The sequence below is a fragment of the Parasphingomonas puruogangriensis genome, from assembly GCF_036663635.1.
Taxonomy (GTDB): Bacteria; Pseudomonadota; Alphaproteobacteria; order Sphingomonadales; family Sphingomonadaceae; genus Sphingomonas.
Window position 1 is genome coordinate 92,323 of the sequence record NZ_JAXOJI010000005.1, and the last position, 15,487, is coordinate 107,809.

Genomic DNA, 15,487 nt, shown 5'->3' on the forward strand with positions numbered 1-15,487 from the left:
GTACTGACCGCGAATGGCCGGGCGACGTGCGAAGCCTATTGGCGCCGCCGGGCCGACGACGACGCCTCTTTGCCGAAGGAGAGCATTCGCGTTTGAGGTAGCCGGGCAAACACCATCGCCGATGGTCAGTGGATGAAGATGTCCGAAAAGCAGATGCTCCCGTCGTACAGCGCCATGACCGCGAGATGCGCTCGCTTCTGGACACCGTAACGTTCCCGCGCATGCTTGAGATGCTGGATCACGGTGTCATGGCTGACCCCCAGGATTCGCGATATCTCCCAATCCGTTTTCCCCCGGGCCGCCCACAGCACGCAGTCGCGCTGGCGATCGGTCATCAGGGGCGTGTGGTCAGGCACGATGCGAGGCTCTGAAATCCGGCGGGCGCTCTCAAATGCAAGGTCACCGATCAGGCGCGCGACGAGAATTTGCTGGCCCGGGAACTCGTCTCCTGAGCCGACCGCGAACGAGCACGAGCCGCTATACTCCCCTGGCACATGGGCGGGGACCGTGAAGCCGTCGCCAATGCCGACTTTCCTGGCTTGCTCGAGAACATAGTGATCGCCGGGGGTGAGCCGGATGAGGTCCGGGACCTGCGCCCAGGCGAACCCGAAGCTGGTGACGTGGCTCGCACGATGAATGGGATCAAGCCGTCCAAGCGCGTGCTCGTCAAACCATTCCTCCCATTCGTCAGGATAGTTGTGGATGCGGAGGGCCGAGGCGGGCGCTGAAGCAAAGTCGATATGGTGGGTCAGCGCAAAATATCGGAAGCCCATCGCTCGCCCGCATTCAGCCAAAAGATCGGATAATGCTGGGAGCTCCTTGGTTTGACGGACCATCACGTCGAAGTTGGTTGCAATTGAGAATTTAGCCATGACCAATAACGCCAAAGGCCATGGCGTCCCAAATCACCAGGCACCGCTAATTATTAGGTCCGGCCCGCTTCTCACGGCTGTGACCGCCATCTTATTGTACATTTAGAAAAACTAATCTTGCGTCAATGGTCGGCACTTCGGGCGATTTTGCCATCACCGACATGGGCGCACAGATGAAGCGGCAGACGGCACAAACGCTTTGATCTCATTCCAAGCGCCAGACGCGGCTCATGCCCCGAATCGGCCGTCAGCCTCGGCCGGCGCTGCTTTTCATCGCGAAGCCTGAGTTTGAAGGTGCCAATCACGCGCAACGGCACGCCAACGTTCTCTGCCCGCTGTGTCCTAGTCGTGTCCGATTGTGCCTGAGTGGCGAGCGCCGCCCGAAGGCGGCGCTCTAAGCCATTGTTTCTTCATAGAAACTGGTGCTGCCGGTGAGGATTGAACTCACGACCTCAGCCTTACCAAGGATGCGCTCTACCACTGAGCTACGGCAGCATTCCGCCAAAGCCTTACGGCGCCAGCGGAAGCGGCCTAAGAGCCGAGGGGGACGACATTGTCAAGGCAAAGCGAGATATGAACGACACCACCAAGGCAGCGGACGAGAAGGCAGCGCGGCTGGCGGCGGCGCTGCGCGAGAATCTGAAACGGCGCAAGGCGCAGAGCCGCGCCGCGGTGGACGCGCCGCCCAAGGACGCCGCTAGCGAATAGGCGCGCACTTGGCCGTGAGCCAGGCATGGTCCTCCGCGTCCAGCTGTGGTCCCAGGATCTCGACGACCTTGGCGTGATAGGCGTCGAGCCAGGCGCGTTCCGATTCGGTCAGCATGTCGCCCGCGATCAGCGTGCGCTCGATCGGCGCGAAGGTCAGCGTCTCGAAGCCGAGCATGTCGGCATCGGCGCCTGGGAAAATGCGGGGCTCGACCAATACGAGGTTCTCGATGCGGATGCCGTATTCGCCGGCCTTGTAATAACCAGGCTCGTTGGAGATGATCATGCCGGGGCGCAGCGGCTCGGACGGGCCGCCGCCGGGATAATTGGGCTGGGCGATGCGCTGCGGGCCTTCATGCACCGAGAGATAGGCGCCGACGCCGTGCCCCGTGCCGTGCGCGTAATCGAGCCCCGCCTCCCATAGCGGGCGCCTGGCAAAGGCATCGATCTGCCCGCCGGTGGTGCCGGGCGGGAAGACCGCGCGGGCGATGGCGATATGGCCCTGGAGCACGCGGGTGAAGCGGTCGCGCATTTCCGGCGTGGGGGGGCCGACAGGCACGACGCGGGTCACATCGGTGGTGCCGTCGGCATATTGGCCGCCCGAATCAACCAGATAGAGCTGGCCTGGCTCGATCGGCGCGTTCGATTCCTCGGTGACGTGATAGTGCGGGCTGGCGCCATTGGCGCCGGTGGCGGAGATCGTGTCGAACGAGGTGTCGAGCAGCACGCCCGTCGCCTCGCGCAACTCTTGCAGCTTGGCGGCGGCGGAAAGCTCGGTTTGGCCGCCCTTAGGCAGTTCCGCCTCGCACCAACGCAGGAAGCGCGCTAGCGCCGCGCCGTCGCGCGCCGCGGCGGCGCGGTGGCCGGCGATCTCGGCGGGGTTCTTGAGCGCCTTGGCCAGCACCACCGGATCGCGCGCGGTCATGATCGTCGCGCCGCCAGCCGACAGGCGATCGAAGATCGCCGCGACGGCGCGTTCGGGATCGGCGGCGATGAGCTTGCCGGCATAACCGCCCAGCGCGTCGGCAAACTCGGCGCGGTCACGCACGCGCACGGCGTTGCCAAGATGCTGGCGCACCGCATCGGTGACCTTGTCGGGCGCGACGAACAGGCTGGCGGTGCCATCGGCATCGACAATGGCATAAGCCAGCGCCACCGGCGTGTGCGCGACATCGGCCCCGCGGATGTTAAGCGTCCAGGCGATGGAATCGAGCGCGGTGAGCACGACGGCGTCCGCCTTATGCTCGGTCAGCCAGTCGGCGATTGCGCCACGCTTTTCAGCGGAGGATGCGCCGGCCACGGCGTCATCCTGCACGGTGAGCTTGGCGTCGGACGGTCGTGGGCGATCGGCCCAGATCGCGTCGATCGGGTTGTGCGCCACCGCCACCAACGTCGCGTCCTTGCCGGCCAGCGCCCTGCCCGCCTCACGCACCCAGGCGCTGGTGTGCAGCCACGGATCATAGCCGATCCGCCCGCCCTGCGGCGCATGCTCGGCCAGCCAGCCGGTGATGCTGACCTGGGGAACGGGCTGATACGACCAATCGGCACCGTCGACCTGCTGGCGCACCTGCAGCGTGTAGCGCCCGTCGGTAAACACCGCCGCCTCCTCGGCCAGCACCGCCGCGGCGCCGGCCGAGCCCTGGAAGCCGGTGAGCCAGGCGAGCCGCTGGGCATAGCCGCCGACATATTCGGACATGTGCTCGTCGGTCAGGGGTACGACGAAGCCGTCGAGGCCGTCCCGCTGAAGCTGGGCGCGGAGGGCGTGGAGGCGATTGGTATAGGGGGGCATGGGATCTCTGGTTTGGAAGGTTAGGCTAAGGTTAGGCCAAACGATGGTTTTGGCACGCGGCGAAAGTCACGACAGTCGCCCGCTCTACGCGCGCGGGCGCGGGCGCACGAATGTTGACAATGTCGAGGCGATCGCGCGCTTCGATCGATGGCGTGGCGAGGCATGGACTCGGCATGCCGGCACGGTGGCATAAAAGGCGGCTTGTAGGACAGCGCTTCTTGCATCCCTCTCCCGTCGGGAGAGGGAGGGGCCCGCTTGGCGTAGCCAAGTGGGAGGGTGAGGGCGACTGTTGCGCCGCTGGTCGCCCTCACCCTTCCGCCGCTTCGCGGCTCCTTCCCTCTCCTAGAAGGAGAGGGATTGAAGATTGCAGGGCTTCGACAAGCCCGCTGGCCACGCTAAGAGACGGCATGACCGATCTTACCCCGCCCGTCGCCGAGACCCGCTCGCACAACTTCACCGCGCATGGGCATACGATCGAAGATCCCTATGCCTGGCTGAAGGACCCCAATTATCCGGAGATCGATGACGCGGACGTGCTGGCCTATCTCGAAGCAGAGAACGCCTATTTCGAGGGCGTGATGGCGCCGCACAAGCCGCTGACCGAGCGGCTCTACGAAGAGATGAAGGCGCGCATCAAAGAAGACGATTCCTCCGTGCCGCAAAAGGATGGCGACTGGCTGTACTGGACCGCATTCGAGACGGGCGGCCAGTATCGCAAATGGTGGCGCAAGCCGGTCGCCGGCGGGCCGGACGAATTGATCCTCGACGAGCCGGCGCTGGCCGAGGGCAAGGAATATTTCCGGCTGGGCGCGATCGTGTTCAGCGAGGACGGCACGCTGATGGCTTATTCGACCGATGCGGATGGTTCGGAGCGCTACACGATCCGCTTCAAGTCGCTGGCGGACGGCGCGCCGCTGCCCGAGGAGATTGACGGCGTCTCGGGCAAATGGGGTTCGGACTCGATCGAGGGGGCGATCGGCAATATCGTCTTTACGAGCGATGGCAGCGGCGTGCTGTACGGCCTGACCGACGAACATTGGCGCACGCGGACGATCAAGTTCCACCGGCTCGGCACGCCGGTCGCCGACGATGTCGTGATCTATTACGAGGAGGATGCGAGCTTCTCGGTCGGCGTCGACATGACCAGCAACCGCAACTGGATCGTGCTGGCGACCGGCGGGCACGACACGAGCGAAATCTATCTGCTTCCGGCGAACGATCCGCTGGCGACGCCGCTGCTGGTGTCGGCGCGCAAGACGGGCCGCGAATATGACGTAGATGAGCATGACGGGACATTGTTCATCCACACCAACGATGTGGATCCGAACTTCCGGCTGTGCACAGCGCCGATCACCGCGCCCGGCGCGTGGAGCGAATTGATCGCCCCGTCGGCGCACTTCTACATGACCGGAATCGAATGTTTCAAAGACTTCTTCATCGTTGATGGGCGCGAGGATGGGTTGGATCAGATCGAGATCCGGCGGTACGAAAGCCCCCAAGAAGCGCGGCGCATCGCGTTCCCGGAGGCGAGCTATGATGCGGGGCTGGGCAACAATCCGGAATATGACATGGCTGTCCTGCGCATCGGCTATGAATCGATGGTCACGCCGGGGACCGAATACGATTACGACGTTGCCACGGGCACGCTGACCACGCTCAAGGTGCAGGAAATTCCGTCCGGCTACGACGCGGACAAGTACCGCACCGAGCGGCTGAAGATTGTCGCGCGCGACGGCACCGAAGTGCCGGTGTCGATCGTCTATCCCACAGACTTTCCGCGCGACGGCTCTGCGCCGTTGTTCCTCTACGCGTACGGCGCCTACGGCTATGCCATTCCGCCGGGCTTCTCGACCGGGCGGCTGTCGCTGCTCGATCGCGGCTTCGCCTATGCCATCGCGCATATCCGCGGCGGCGACGATCTCGGGCAGCAATGGTATCTCGACGGCAAATTAGAAAAGCGCGCCAACACGTTCAACGATTTCGTCGATGTGGCCAAGGGCCTGATCGCGGACCAATGGACCAGCGCGGGCAAGATCGCCATTGCCGGGCGCTCGGCCGGCGGCGAATTGATGGGCGCGGTGGTCAATTCCGATCCGGACCTGTGGGGCGCGGTGATCGCCGACGTGCCGTTCGTCGACGTTCTGAACACCATGCTGGATGCGGACCTGCCGCTGACGCCGGGCGAATGGCCTGAATGGGGCAATCCAATCGAAGATGCGAAAGCGTTCGAGCTGATCCGGAGCTATTCGCCGTACGACCAGGTGAAGGCGCAGGACTATCCGCCGATGTTCATCTCGGGCGGGCTCAACGATCCGCGCGTGACCTATTGGGAGCCGGCGAAATGGGCGGCCAAGCTGCGCGCGACCAAGACCGACGATAACGTGCTGCTGCTCAAGACCAATATGGGCGCGGGGCATGGCGGGAAATCGGGGCGCTTCGAGAGTTTGCGCGAGGCGGCGGAGGAGCATGCCTTCGTGCTGTGGCAGCTGGGGGTGGAGAAATAACGTCATGCTGAACTCGTTTCAGCATCCAGGCGCGGTCACCCGCCTTACGGATACCGTCATTATGGCGACCGACCGCGCCTGGATCCTGAAACGAGTTCAGGACGACGGTTTGCGGTGGGACCGATGACCCGCTTTACGCTCTCGATCACCGCGCAGCCCGACGACATTGACGAGCTTGGTCATGTCAACAATGCGGTGTGGGTGCAGTGGGTGCAGCGCATCGCGCTGGCGCATTGGTATGCAGTGGCGTCGCCCGCGGATCAGGCGGCGTATTTCTGGGTCATCACCCGGCACGAAATCGATTATCGCGGCAATGTGAGCGCCGGCGAGACGGTGGTGGGCGAGACCTGGGTGCCCGCACCGCCCAAGGGGGCGCGGTTCGATCGGCATGTGCGGTTCATGGGAGCGGACGGCAAGGTCAAGGTGCAGGCGGTGACGACCTGGGCGCTGATCGACAAGGCGACCGGGCGCTTGTTGCGCGTGCGGCCGGAAATGGCGGCGGCGTTTCTCAACCCTTGAATTAGTCGATCACCGACCACCGGCGCTGCGCGCGATCAAAGACCGCGCTGCTGCCGACTTGCACGCGCTCCTTGCCCCAGATCACGAGACGTTCGCCGGTCAGTTCGAACGCATCGGAGGTGGCCAAAGTCGTATCGTCGGACAGACGACGCAGGCCGACGAAACCGATCAAATCGGCGTTGGGATGCTGCCAGCGCTGCAACCGCGTGGCGGCATAGAAATCGATCGCTTCCGTACCGTCGGGCGAACGCGCGCTGTCGACGCGCGTTGCGCCACCCGACCCGTAAACGTACAGCCCGATCGCCGCCGCGAGCACGATCGACCCTGCGGCGAGCATGCGTCTCATAGCACCAACTCCATCGTCACCGGATGCGCCAGCCGGGTGCGGACGATATCGCTGAAGATCGCGAAGTCGCCGCCACGGCCATAATGATTGCGATACTTGTCGAACGACTCGTTCGATACCGAGAAATAGCGGCCGCGCCCGTCGCTATGCGGTTGTTCGGCGATGATCGGTACTTCCGACGCGAGCAGGGCGATCCGCGAAAAGCCGTCCGGGCCCCAAGCGCCGAGCCGTTGCGATCCGAGGAAATCGTAGCTGTCGCGGATATAGGTACCTACGTCGTCGATCGTCACGCGCCAGCGACCGCCGGCAAGCGGCGTTGCTTCGCCGGCCACCGCCAGCATCAGCAGGGCATTGCCCATCGCGCAGTAGAAATCGTCGACCGTGCCGAACAGGGTCGACTCGAGCACCTCCCGATTGACCTGCCAGTGCGCGTCGACCGCGGGCGAGGCGAGCCCGAGATTGCCGAAGCGGAACGGCTTGCCGCGCGCCAGGCCGGAGGCCCGCAGCCGCTCCTGGGTCACGGCCGCGCTGGGCGCGCGGCGCGGCGGTTGATGCCAAGTGGTGAGCAGCCGCTGCTGCGCCTCAGCGACGCGCGCAAAGCCCAATGCCCAGCGCATCGTTACGGCACGGCGCTCGATATCCGGCCAGGTGCCGAGATTGACCTTGTCGCGAGCACGCATCGCGCGCGTCGTGCCGGCGAACCAGCGGTCCATCAGCCGCGCCCCGACGGCCCAGCCGTTCTTGCGCATCGCCGCCGGTATGTCGCGAATCGTGAACGGCACGCGCGGTCTCCGCCAGCGCCGGACGCGCGCCCTTAGCGCGGTACCGGCAGCGCGCTGATCCTAACCGCAGCGGTGGCGCGCCGCAACGGGCTAGCCCGAGTTCCGCAGCGCGGTGGCGATGGCGTTGATTGATAGCAGGATGCCTTCGCCGATCCGGGCGTCCTCTTCGCCGGCGCGGCGGCGTTTGATCAGTTCGATCTGCAGCAGGTTGAGCGGTTCGATATAGGGCAGGCGGAGGCGGATCGAGGCGTCGAGCGCGGGATGCTTCTCCAGCAGGCGGGATTGGCCGGTGGCGGCGAGCAGGCCGTCATGCGCCTGGTGCCAGCCCGATTTGATCTGCTCGAAGACCAGATCGCGCAAGGCCGGATCCTCGACCAGGGCGGCATAATGGCCGGCCAGCCCCATGTCGGATTTGGCGATCACCTGTTCCATATTGGCCAGGCTGGCGGCGAAGAACGGCCAGCCTTCGGCCATTTCCTCGAGCAACGCCTTGTCGGGAAAGGCCGCGAGCGCCTGGCCGACGCCATACCAGCCGGGCAGCATGACGCGCGCCTGCGCCCAGCTGAACACCCAGGGAATGGCGCGCAAATCCTCGATCCGGTCGCTCTTGGTGCGGCTGGCCGGGCGGCTGCCGATATTGAGCCCGGCAATCTCGGTCAGCGGCGTCATCTGGCGGAAGAAGGTGCGGAAGCCTTGCGCGTTGTCGCCGTAGACGAGGTCGCGATACGCGTGGAAGGCGCTGTCGGAGAGCGTGGTCATCGCCGCGCCGAAGCGCTTGGTGTCGGCGGCCGAGAGCTGGTCGGGCTCGAGGCTGGCGAGCAGGGTGGCGGAGGCCATCGCCTCGAGATTGGTCATCGCCGCATCGCGCGTGCCATATTTGCCGGCGATCACTTCGCCCTGTTCGGTGATGCGGATGCGGCCCTGGACCGTGCCCGGCGGCTGCGCGCGGATCGCGGCGAAGCTGGAGCCGCCGCCGCGCCCGACCGCGCCGCCGCGGCCGTGGAACAATTGCATGCCGATACCGGCCTGCTCGAACACAGGTTTGAGCGCGGTCGAGGCGACGCTCAGGCTCCAGGTCGAGGTGAGATAGCCGCCGTCCTTGTTGCTGTCGGAATAGCCGATCATCACTTCCTGATAGCCGCGCGCGGTGGCGATGGCGGCGATTTCGGGAAGCGCGAACCAATCGGCCATGATGGCGGGCGCGGCTTGGAGATCGCCGATCGTCTCGAACAATGGCACGGCCATGATCGCGGCACTTGGGACGTCGCCCCCCTCTGAAGAATTGGGGCGGTAGAGGCCGAACTCTTTCAACAGCAGGTTGATCTCGAGCAGATCGGAGACCGATTGCGCCATCGAGACGATGTAATTGACGATGCTGCCCACGCCATATTTGGCATGCGCCTCGGCCGCGGCGCGGACGATGGCGAGTTCGCCGGCAGTTTCGTCCGAATAGGTTGCGTAGCTGCTGGTCAGCGGGCGGGCATTGGACAGTTCGGCGCGCAGCAGGCGCACGCGTGCCGGTTCGTCGAGCGCGAGATAATCGTCCTCTACCCCGGCCACCTTGAACAGTTCGGCGACGACGCGTTCGTGCACCGCGCTGTTCTGGCGCAGATCGAGCGTGGCGAGATGGAAGCCGAACGTCTCGACCGCCCTGATCAGCCGGCCGAGCGCGCCGCTCGAGGCCAGCGCGCCACCGTCATGGCGCAGCGCACGGGCGATGATCACGAGATCGGCGCGGAACGCCTGCGGATCGGGATAGGCCTCGCCCTTGAGCGTCGCCGGGCGCGGCGCGGGCTTGCCGGTCAGCGCGAGGTGGGCTGCGGCAAGGCGGGCGTAGATGCCGCTTAGCGCACGGCGATAGGGTTCGTCGCTGCGGCTGGCGGCGGCGTCGCCGCTGGCGTCGGCCAGCGCGCGGACCTCGGCATCGGCTTCGGCGATATCGGTCGAGATCGACAGTTCGGCGCCCAAGGCGTTCACGGCGTCGAGATAATGGACCAGCACCGCCTCGCTCGCCTTGCCGAGCGCGGCCCGCAAGGAATCGGCGGTGACGAAGGGATTGCCGTCGCGGTCGCCGCCGATCCAGCTGCCGGGCTTGAGGAAGCTTGGGCTTCGCTGCCCGAGCGCGCGATCCCAGCGCTGGTACAGCGCGGGCAAGGCGGGGAGGAACACGTCGCGCAGATAGCTGAGCGCGGTCTCCACCTCGTCGGTGACGTACAGCCGCTCGCGGCGCAGCACGCGCGTTTGCCACAAGAGCGCGATCTGGCGCAGGATCGCCTCGTCGATCTTGTCGCCGTCGGGGGTTTCCTCCAGCCCCTTGTCGCGCAACGCCATCAACGCCGCGATATGGTTGCGATGATCGATCATCGACTTGCGCCGCACTTCCGTGGGGTGCGCGGTCAGCACCGGCGCGATCAGCGCATGCTCCAGCAGTTTCATCACCGCCGCCTGGTCGATGCCCTCCGCCGCCAGCCGCTCCAGCGCCGCCTCCAGCGTCGCGCCCTGCTCGGCCGTCACGCCCTGGCGATCCTCGGCCAGATTGGCGAGCATCGAGAACAGCATGAAGCCGCGCACGAAATCGAGCGTCTCGTCGATATCGAGCCGATCGAGCCCGAGATCGATTCCGTTGGCGCCACGATGCCGCTCGACCGAGGCGGCGCGGATATATTCGGTGCGCTCGAACAGCTTGGCGCCGCCATAATCGCGGATCACATCGCCGAGCAATTTGCCCAGAAAGCGGATGTCGGGATTGTTTGCGATCGTCGGAAGGTCGGCCATGGCATCATGCTGCGCTGCGGCATGTGCCGGGTCAACCACCGACCCGCTCACTCGACCGGTTTTCCTGATGGCGTCGGCGTCGGCGCAGGCGCCGCGGTTGGCGATCGCCCCCAGCCAGCCGCGCTGCGCTCGGCGGTGGTCAGGATCTGGTCCTTATCGCGATCGGCGGCGGCGAAGCGGGCAAGCTCGGCCGCCTCATATTCCTCGCGCGTGACGCGACCGTCCTTGTTGCTGTCCCACCGCGCCAGGCGCTCGGGGTGGCGCGGAAAGTCGGTCACGTCGAGCGCGCCGTCATGATCGCGATCGACGCGGTTGAAGCGGCGGCCGAGCGACGAGGTATAATCCTTCAGCGCCTGCGCGGTCGGCGGGCGGAAGTCGAACGGGCTGCTATCGCCATCGAGATCGTCGCCCGATCCCGAACAGGCCGCCAATGGCAAAGCAAGAGCGGTCAGCAACAGGCGCATGGTGGTTCCTTGGGGTTACGCATAACGATACGGCCCGTAGTCGCCCGCCGGGCGTTGCCATGCAAGCCGCTTACGCCTCCAGCTCGACATCCCAATACAGCCAATCGTGCCACGTATCGTGCAGATAATTGGGCGGGAAGCGCCGGCCATGTTCCTGCATCTGCCAGCTGGTCGGGCGGATCGCGGCGATATGCAGCGGCATCTGCGCCTGTTTCGGCGTGCGCCCGCCCTTGCGCAAATTGCACGGCGCGCAGGCGGTGGCGACATTCTCCCACGTGGTGCGCCCGCCCTGTGCGCGCGGGATGATGTGATCGAACGTCAGATCATGCCCGCTGCCGCAATATTGGCAGCTGAATTTGTCGCGCAGGAACACGTTGAAGCGGGTGAAGGCGGGAAAGGCGCTCGGCCGGACATAGGATTTGAGCGCGATGACCGAGGGCAAGCGGATCTTCTGCGTCGGGCTGCGCACCTCGCGCTGATATTCCGCGACGATATCGACGCGATCGAGGAACACCGCCTTGATCGCGGTCTGCCACGGCCACACCGACAGGGGATAATAGCTCAAGGGTGTGTAATCGGCGTTCAGCACCAGCGCCGGGCAACCGTCCGGGTGCCTGATGAGATCGGGATGGTACATAACCCCCTTTCACGCTGCTGCTTCCTTGACGGCGCTGTTGCCGATCGGGATGACGCTGTCATGACAGCACGGCACGTGACTCACGGTCAAGGGAAACAGGTCGTGACGCGCTTCGCGCCGAGCCCGACCGGGCGGCTGCATCTGGGCCATGCTTTTTCCGCAGTGCAATCGCACGATCGGGCGCGGGCCGCGGGCGGGCGCTTCCTGCTGCGCATCGAGGATATCGACGGCATGCGCTCGCGCCCCGAGCATGTCGCGGGGATCGTCGAGGATCTGCGCTGGCTCGGGCTCGACTGGGATGGCGACATGCTGTTCCAATCGACCCGGCTCGACGCCTATCAGGCGGCGCTCGACACGCTGAAGGCGCAAGGGCTACTCTACCGCTGCTATTGTACGCGCGCGGAGATCGCCCAGAGCTTGTCGGCGCCGCATGGGCCTGGGGCGGTCTATCCGGGAACATGCCGCCACGCCGCGCCACGCGACGATACGCAGCATGCCTGGCGGATCGACATGGCCAAGGCGGTGGCGCTGGCAGTGGCGGTGGCCGGGCCGCTCGACTGGCACGACGAACTTGCCGGTGTGCACCGCGCCGATCCGCTGGCGCAGGGCGATGTCGTGCTGGCGCGCAAGGATGCGCCGGCCTATCATCTCGCGGTGGTGGTGGACGATGCGTTTCAGGGCGTGACGCATATCGTTCGCGGGGAAGACTTGCGCGCGGCGACCGACATCCATCGCCTGTTGCAGCATTTGCTCGGCCTGCCGACGCCGATCTACCGCCATCACCCGCTGCTGCTCGGCACCGACGGCGACCGTCTGGCCAAGCGCAACGGCGCGCCGGGCCTGGCGGCGCTGCGCGCGCAGGGCGTGGACGGCAGGGCCTTGGCCGACGACCTGCGCGCCGGCCGGCACCCCATTGGCTTTAGCCTGTCGAATGCCTAGATTGTCCAGATGACAACGTTTCTAGCCATTTTGCTCGTCGCCGCGATGATCGCGGTGGTCGTCGTGTTCGTGCGCGGCCTGGTCCTGTTCCTCGCCAATGCCACCGAGGAAGCCAAAAACGGCAACAACCTCAGCGGGCCGAGCGCCTCGGCGCTGAAATCGAACAAGATGATGCAATATCGCATCTTCTTCCAGGCGATCGCGATCCTGATCGTGGTGCTGATCCTGTTCCTGGCTAGCGGCAAATAGGCCGTCGGGCGTGGTCAAGCTCACCAAGATCTACACGCGCACCGGCGATGACGGCACGACCGGGCTGGTCGATGGCTCGCGCGTCGCCAAGACAGAGCCGCGGATGGCGGCGATCGGCGATGTCGACGAAGCGAACAGCGCGATCGGCGTGGCCATCGTCGCGCTGGGCGCGAGTGAGCTTGCCGCGGCGCTGACGCGGATCCAGAACGATTTGTTCGATCTCGGCGCGGATCTCGCCACACCCGGGACGGATTTCGCGCCGTCCGACATGACGCTGCGCATCGTGCCGGCGCAGGTCGCGCGGTTGGAAACGGAGATCGACGCGATGAACGCGCAGATGCCGTCGCTGACCAGCTTCATCTTGCCAGGCGGCACGCCGGGGGCGGCCTCGGTCCATCTGGCGCGCGCGATCGTACGACGGGCCGAGCGCGCCGCGGTTGCGGCATCGGGCACGGTGGCGATCAACCCCCAGGCCCTGGCCTATCTCAACCGATTGTCCGATTATCTGTTCGTCGCCGCGCGCCATGTGAACCAAAAGGCGGGTGGCGACGTTCTGTGGGTGCCTGGCGCGTCGCGCTGAGCGGCGTGCTCCAGACTGATTGATACCGCCGACGTTCTGGATTATGGAGAACATAATGCGAACGATACCGCGCCCTGCCCAGCCCAGATCGCTGCTTGCCGAGCGCTTCGCGCGCGTGCGCGGGCTGAGCGTGGCGTTGGTCGCGCCGCTGTCGGATGCCGACGCCACGGTCCAGTCGATGGACGATGCTTCGCCGGCCAAATGGCATTTGGCGCACACGACGTGGTTTTTGGAGACCTTCATCCTGCGCGATTTCGTCGCCGGCTATCGGCTGCACGACGAGCGCTTCCCGTTCCTGTTCAACAGTTATTACGAAGCCGAAGGCCGCCGCCATGCGCGCGGCCGGCGCGGCATGGTGACGCGGCCGACGCTGGACGAGGTGCTGGCCTATCGCCGTCATGTCGATGCCGCCGTTGCCGCAGCCTTGCCCGGTCTGCCGGCGGCGGCGCTGGAACTGGTGACGCTCGGCTGTCATCACGAGGAGCAGCATCAGGAATTGCTCGTCACCGATATCCTGCACCTGATGGCGGAGAATCCGCTCGAGCCGGCGATCTGGCCGGCGCGGCGCAAGGTGCCGGTCGAGATGCCTGGGCCGATCGGCTGGATCGAGCGCCCGGCGGGGATCGTCGAGATCGGCTTTGCGGGCGAAGGCTTCTCGTTCGATTGTGAGGGGCCACGGCACCAGACGTTGCTGGGCGCGCACGCCATTGCCGATCGCACCGTAACCAATGACGAATGGGCCGCGTTCATCGCCGATGGCGGCTATGGCGAGCCGCGCCATTGGCTGTCGGATGGCTGGGCCTGGGTGCAGGCGCAGGGCATCGTCGCGCCGCTCTATTGGGAGCAGCAGGACGGGAGCTGGACGCGCTTCGGGCTTGACGGGCGCCGCGCGCTCGATCCGGCCGCGCCGGTCACCCATGTAAGCTTTTACGAGGCGGACGCCTATGCAGCCTGGGCCGGCGCGCGGCTGCCGACCGAGATGGAATGGGAGGCCGCCGCCGCGCCGTACGATGCCGCCGGTGGCAACCAGCTCGATGCCGCCGGCCCGGTGGAACCACGCCCCTCGACCAGCGGCCCGGCCTTCTTCGGCGACGTGTGGGAATGGACCGGCAGCGCCTATCGTCCCTATCCCGGCTTCAAGGCGGTCGAGGGCGCGGTCGGCGAATATAACGGCAAGTTCATGTCCGGGCAGTGCGTGCTGCGTGGCGGCTCCTGCGCCACGCCGCGTGGTCACGCCCGGGCGAGCTACCGCAACTTCTTTTATCCGCACCAACGCTGGCAATTCACCGGTGTGCGCCTGGCGAAAGATCTGTAATGCTCAAACAGGAAATCGAGGACGGCGAAGCGTCGCTGGCCGATCCGGCGTTTCGCGCCGATGTGCTGCGCGGCTTCGGCTTGCGCCCGCGCGCGATCCCGGCGCGCTGGTTCTACGATCGCCGCGGCTCGGAACTGTTCGAGGCGATCACCGACCTGCCGGAATATTATCCCACGCGCACCGAGACGGCGATCCTGCGCGCCGCCTGCCCGGAGGTGGCGACGCTCGCCGGCGAGGGCCGCGCGGTGATCGAATTCGGTTCGGGCTCGTCGACCAAGACGCCGATCCTGCTGAGTTCGGTGGCGCCGGCGGCCTATGTGCCGATCGATATCTCCGGCGATTTTCTGCGCGAGTCCTCCGCGCAACTGTCCTCCGCCTTTCCCGGCCTGCCGGTGCTGCCGGTCGAGGCTGATTTCCTGCGCCCGATTCCGCTGCCCACGCAGGTCGCCGACCTGCCCAAGCTCGGCTTCTTCCCGGGATCGACCATCGGCAACATGATCCCGCACGCCGCCACCGACCTGCTCCGCACGATGAAGCAATCGCTCGGCGACGGCGCGATGCTGCTGATCGGCATGGACCGGATCAAGGACGAGCAACTGCTTACCGCCGCCTATGACGATGCGCAGGGCGTTACCGCGGCATTCAACCTCAATCTGCTGAAGCGCATCAACCGCGAACTGGGCGGCACGATCCCGATCGACAAATTCCGCCACCGCGCCGTGTGGAACGACGATCGCGCGCGGATCGAAATGCACCTCGAGGCACTGGAGGACGTGGCGTTCACGATCGAAAGCCGTGATTTCAACATGGCGGCAGGCGAGACGCTGCACACCGAAAACAGCCACAAATTCGGGCCGCGCGACGCGCGCATCCTGCTGCGCGCCGGTGGCTGGACGCCGATCGCCGAATGGACCGATCCGCAAGGTTTGTTCGCGGTGATCCTGGCCGAAGCGCAGCCAGCGCGGCTGGCGCCGTAGCCCTTCCCCCGTCATCCCTCAGCAGGCAGGGGCC

At 65.8% G+C, this 15,487-nt stretch carries 16 protein-coding genes and 1 tRNA gene; 9 read left to right on the top strand and 8 right to left on the bottom strand.

Annotated features, from left to right (window positions below; genetic code table 11):
- Positions 1-125 precede the first annotated feature (125 nt).
- Both U1739_RS13380 and U1739_RS13385 read right to left on the bottom strand, forming a co-directional pair.
- Positions 126-872, bottom strand: coding sequence for a LuxR family transcriptional regulator (locus U1739_RS13380; RefSeq protein WP_332708876.1), 747 nt, complete (start codon positions 870-872; stop codon positions 126-128).
- A gap of 420 nt (positions 873-1,292) precedes the next feature.
- A tRNA-Thr gene (locus tag U1739_RS13385) sits at positions 1,293-1,367 on the bottom strand.
- 78 nt (positions 1,368-1,445) lie between these two features.
- On the opposite strand from U1739_RS13385, the gene U1739_RS13390 reads away from it, so the two are divergent.
- Entirely contained in the window at positions 1,446-1,580 is a 135-nt protein-coding gene (locus U1739_RS13390; RefSeq protein WP_332708878.1) for a hypothetical protein, read from the top strand.
- Here U1739_RS13390 and U1739_RS13395 read toward each other — a convergent pair.
- Complete coding sequence (locus U1739_RS13395; protein ID WP_332708880.1) at positions 1,570-3,366, bottom strand: M24 family metallopeptidase; 1,797 nt, start codon at positions 3,364-3,366, stop codon at positions 1,570-1,572. The two genes, U1739_RS13390 and U1739_RS13395, sit on opposite strands and share 11 nt — an antisense overlap.
- Before the next feature lie 43 nt (positions 3,367-3,409).
- Here U1739_RS13395 and U1739_RS13400 point away from each other — a divergent pair, with 43 nt between their 5' ends.
- From U1739_RS13400 to U1739_RS13410, 3 genes are all read left to right on the top strand, one after another.
- Positions 3,410-3,559, top strand: coding sequence for a hypothetical protein (locus U1739_RS13400; protein WP_332708882.1), 150 nt, complete (start codon positions 3,410-3,412; stop codon positions 3,557-3,559).
- 214 nt (positions 3,560-3,773) lie between these two features.
- Complete coding sequence (locus U1739_RS13405; protein WP_332708884.1) at positions 3,774-5,870, top strand: S9 family peptidase; 2,097 nt, start codon at positions 3,774-3,776, stop codon at positions 5,868-5,870.
- A 123-nt stretch (positions 5,871-5,993) separates the two neighbouring features.
- Positions 5,994-6,389: an acyl-CoA thioesterase gene (locus U1739_RS13410; RefSeq protein WP_332708886.1), complete on the top strand. Its 396-nt coding sequence runs from the start codon at positions 5,994-5,996 to the stop codon at positions 6,387-6,389.
- 1 nt (position 6,390) lies between these two features.
- On the opposite strand, the gene U1739_RS13415 is transcribed toward U1739_RS13410, so the two are convergent.
- From U1739_RS13415 to U1739_RS13435, 5 genes are all read right to left on the bottom strand, one after another.
- Positions 6,391-6,735: a hypothetical protein gene (locus U1739_RS13415; protein ID WP_332708888.1), complete on the bottom strand. Its 345-nt coding sequence runs from the start codon at positions 6,733-6,735 to the stop codon at positions 6,391-6,393.
- Complete coding sequence (locus U1739_RS13420) at positions 6,732-7,517, bottom strand: DUF6402 family protein (protein ID WP_332708890.1); 786 nt, start codon at positions 7,515-7,517, stop codon at positions 6,732-6,734. The genes U1739_RS13415 and U1739_RS13420 overlap by 4 nt, the downstream gene beginning before the upstream one ends.
- A 90-nt stretch (positions 7,518-7,607) precedes the next feature.
- The gene (gene ppc, locus U1739_RS13425) at positions 7,608-10,292 is read right to left on the bottom strand and encodes a phosphoenolpyruvate carboxylase (protein ID WP_332708892.1); all 2,685 of its coding nucleotides are present in this window, start codon (positions 10,290-10,292) and stop codon (positions 7,608-7,610) included.
- 47 nt (positions 10,293-10,339) lie between these two features.
- Positions 10,340-10,756, bottom strand: coding sequence for an EF-hand domain-containing protein (locus tag U1739_RS13430; protein WP_332708894.1), 417 nt, complete (start codon positions 10,754-10,756; stop codon positions 10,340-10,342).
- 70 nt (positions 10,757-10,826) lie between these two features.
- A complete protein-coding gene (locus U1739_RS13435; protein WP_332708896.1) occupies positions 10,827-11,393 on the bottom strand; it encodes an HNH endonuclease in 567 nt (188 codons plus the stop codon).
- 60 nt (positions 11,394-11,453) lie between these two features.
- Here U1739_RS13435 and gluQRS point away from each other — a divergent pair, with 60 nt between their 5' ends.
- The 5 genes from gluQRS to egtD are packed head-to-tail and all read left to right on the top strand — an operon-like array spanning position 11,454 to position 15,453.
- Positions 11,454-12,332: a tRNA glutamyl-Q(34) synthetase GluQRS gene (gluQRS, locus tag U1739_RS13440; protein ID WP_332708898.1), complete on the top strand. Its 879-nt coding sequence runs from the start codon at positions 11,454-11,456 to the stop codon at positions 12,330-12,332.
- A gap of 9 nt (positions 12,333-12,341) precedes the next feature.
- The gene (locus tag U1739_RS13445) at positions 12,342-12,581 is read left to right on the top strand and encodes a twin transmembrane helix small protein (RefSeq protein ID WP_332708900.1); all 240 of its coding nucleotides are present in this window, start codon (positions 12,342-12,344) and stop codon (positions 12,579-12,581) included.
- 10 nt (positions 12,582-12,591) lie between these two features.
- Positions 12,592-13,161, top strand: coding sequence for a cob(I)yrinic acid a,c-diamide adenosyltransferase (locus U1739_RS13450; protein ID WP_332708902.1), 570 nt, complete (start codon positions 12,592-12,594; stop codon positions 13,159-13,161).
- 55 nt (positions 13,162-13,216) lie between these two features.
- Entirely contained in the window at positions 13,217-14,476 is a 1,260-nt protein-coding gene (gene egtB / locus U1739_RS13455; protein WP_332708904.1) for an ergothioneine biosynthesis protein EgtB, read from the top strand.
- Positions 14,476-15,453 carry an L-histidine N(alpha)-methyltransferase gene (gene egtD, locus U1739_RS13460; RefSeq protein ID WP_332708906.1) on the top strand — a complete coding sequence of 326 codons (978 nt, stop codon included), beginning with the start codon at positions 14,476-14,478 and terminating at the stop codon, positions 15,451-15,453. The genes egtB and egtD overlap by 1 nt, the downstream gene beginning before the upstream one ends.
- Positions 15,454-15,487: the final 34 nt, after the last annotated feature.

Bases quoted from the DNA above. Each gene is read 5' to 3' on its own strand.
- U1739_RS13380 (WP_332708876.1), bottom strand. From the start codon at position 872: ATGGCTAAATTCTCAATTGCAACCAACTTCGACGTGATGGTCCGTCAA.
- U1739_RS13390 (WP_332708878.1), top strand. From the start codon at position 1,446: ATGAACGACACCACCAAGGCAGCGGACGAGAAGGCAGCGCGGCTGGCG.
- U1739_RS13395 (WP_332708880.1), bottom strand. From the start codon at position 3,366: ATGCCCCCCTATACCAATCGCCTCCACGCCCTCCGCGCCCAGCTTCAG.
- U1739_RS13400 (WP_332708882.1), top strand. From the start codon at position 3,410: ATGGTTTTGGCACGCGGCGAAAGTCACGACAGTCGCCCGCTCTACGCG.
- U1739_RS13405 (WP_332708884.1), top strand. From the start codon at position 3,774: ATGACCGATCTTACCCCGCCCGTCGCCGAGACCCGCTCGCACAACTTC.
- U1739_RS13410 (WP_332708886.1), top strand. From the start codon at position 5,994: ATGACCCGCTTTACGCTCTCGATCACCGCGCAGCCCGACGACATTGAC.
- U1739_RS13415 (WP_332708888.1), bottom strand. From the start codon at position 6,735: ATGAGACGCATGCTCGCCGCAGGGTCGATCGTGCTCGCGGCGGCGATC.
- ppc (WP_332708892.1), bottom strand. From the start codon at position 10,292: ATGGCCGACCTTCCGACGATCGCAAACAATCCCGACATCCGCTTTCTG.
- U1739_RS13430 (WP_332708894.1), bottom strand. From the start codon at position 10,756: ATGCGCCTGTTGCTGACCGCTCTTGCTTTGCCATTGGCGGCCTGTTCG.
- U1739_RS13435 (WP_332708896.1), bottom strand. From the start codon at position 11,393: ATGTACCATCCCGATCTCATCAGGCACCCGGACGGTTGCCCGGCGCTG.
- gluQRS (WP_332708898.1), top strand. From the start codon at position 11,454: ATGACAGCACGGCACGTGACTCACGGTCAAGGGAAACAGGTCGTGACG.
- U1739_RS13445 (WP_332708900.1), top strand. From the start codon at position 12,342: ATGACAACGTTTCTAGCCATTTTGCTCGTCGCCGCGATGATCGCGGTG.
- egtB (WP_332708904.1), top strand. From the start codon at position 13,217: ATGCGAACGATACCGCGCCCTGCCCAGCCCAGATCGCTGCTTGCCGAG.
- egtD (WP_332708906.1), top strand. From the start codon at position 14,476: ATGCTCAAACAGGAAATCGAGGACGGCGAAGCGTCGCTGGCCGATCCG.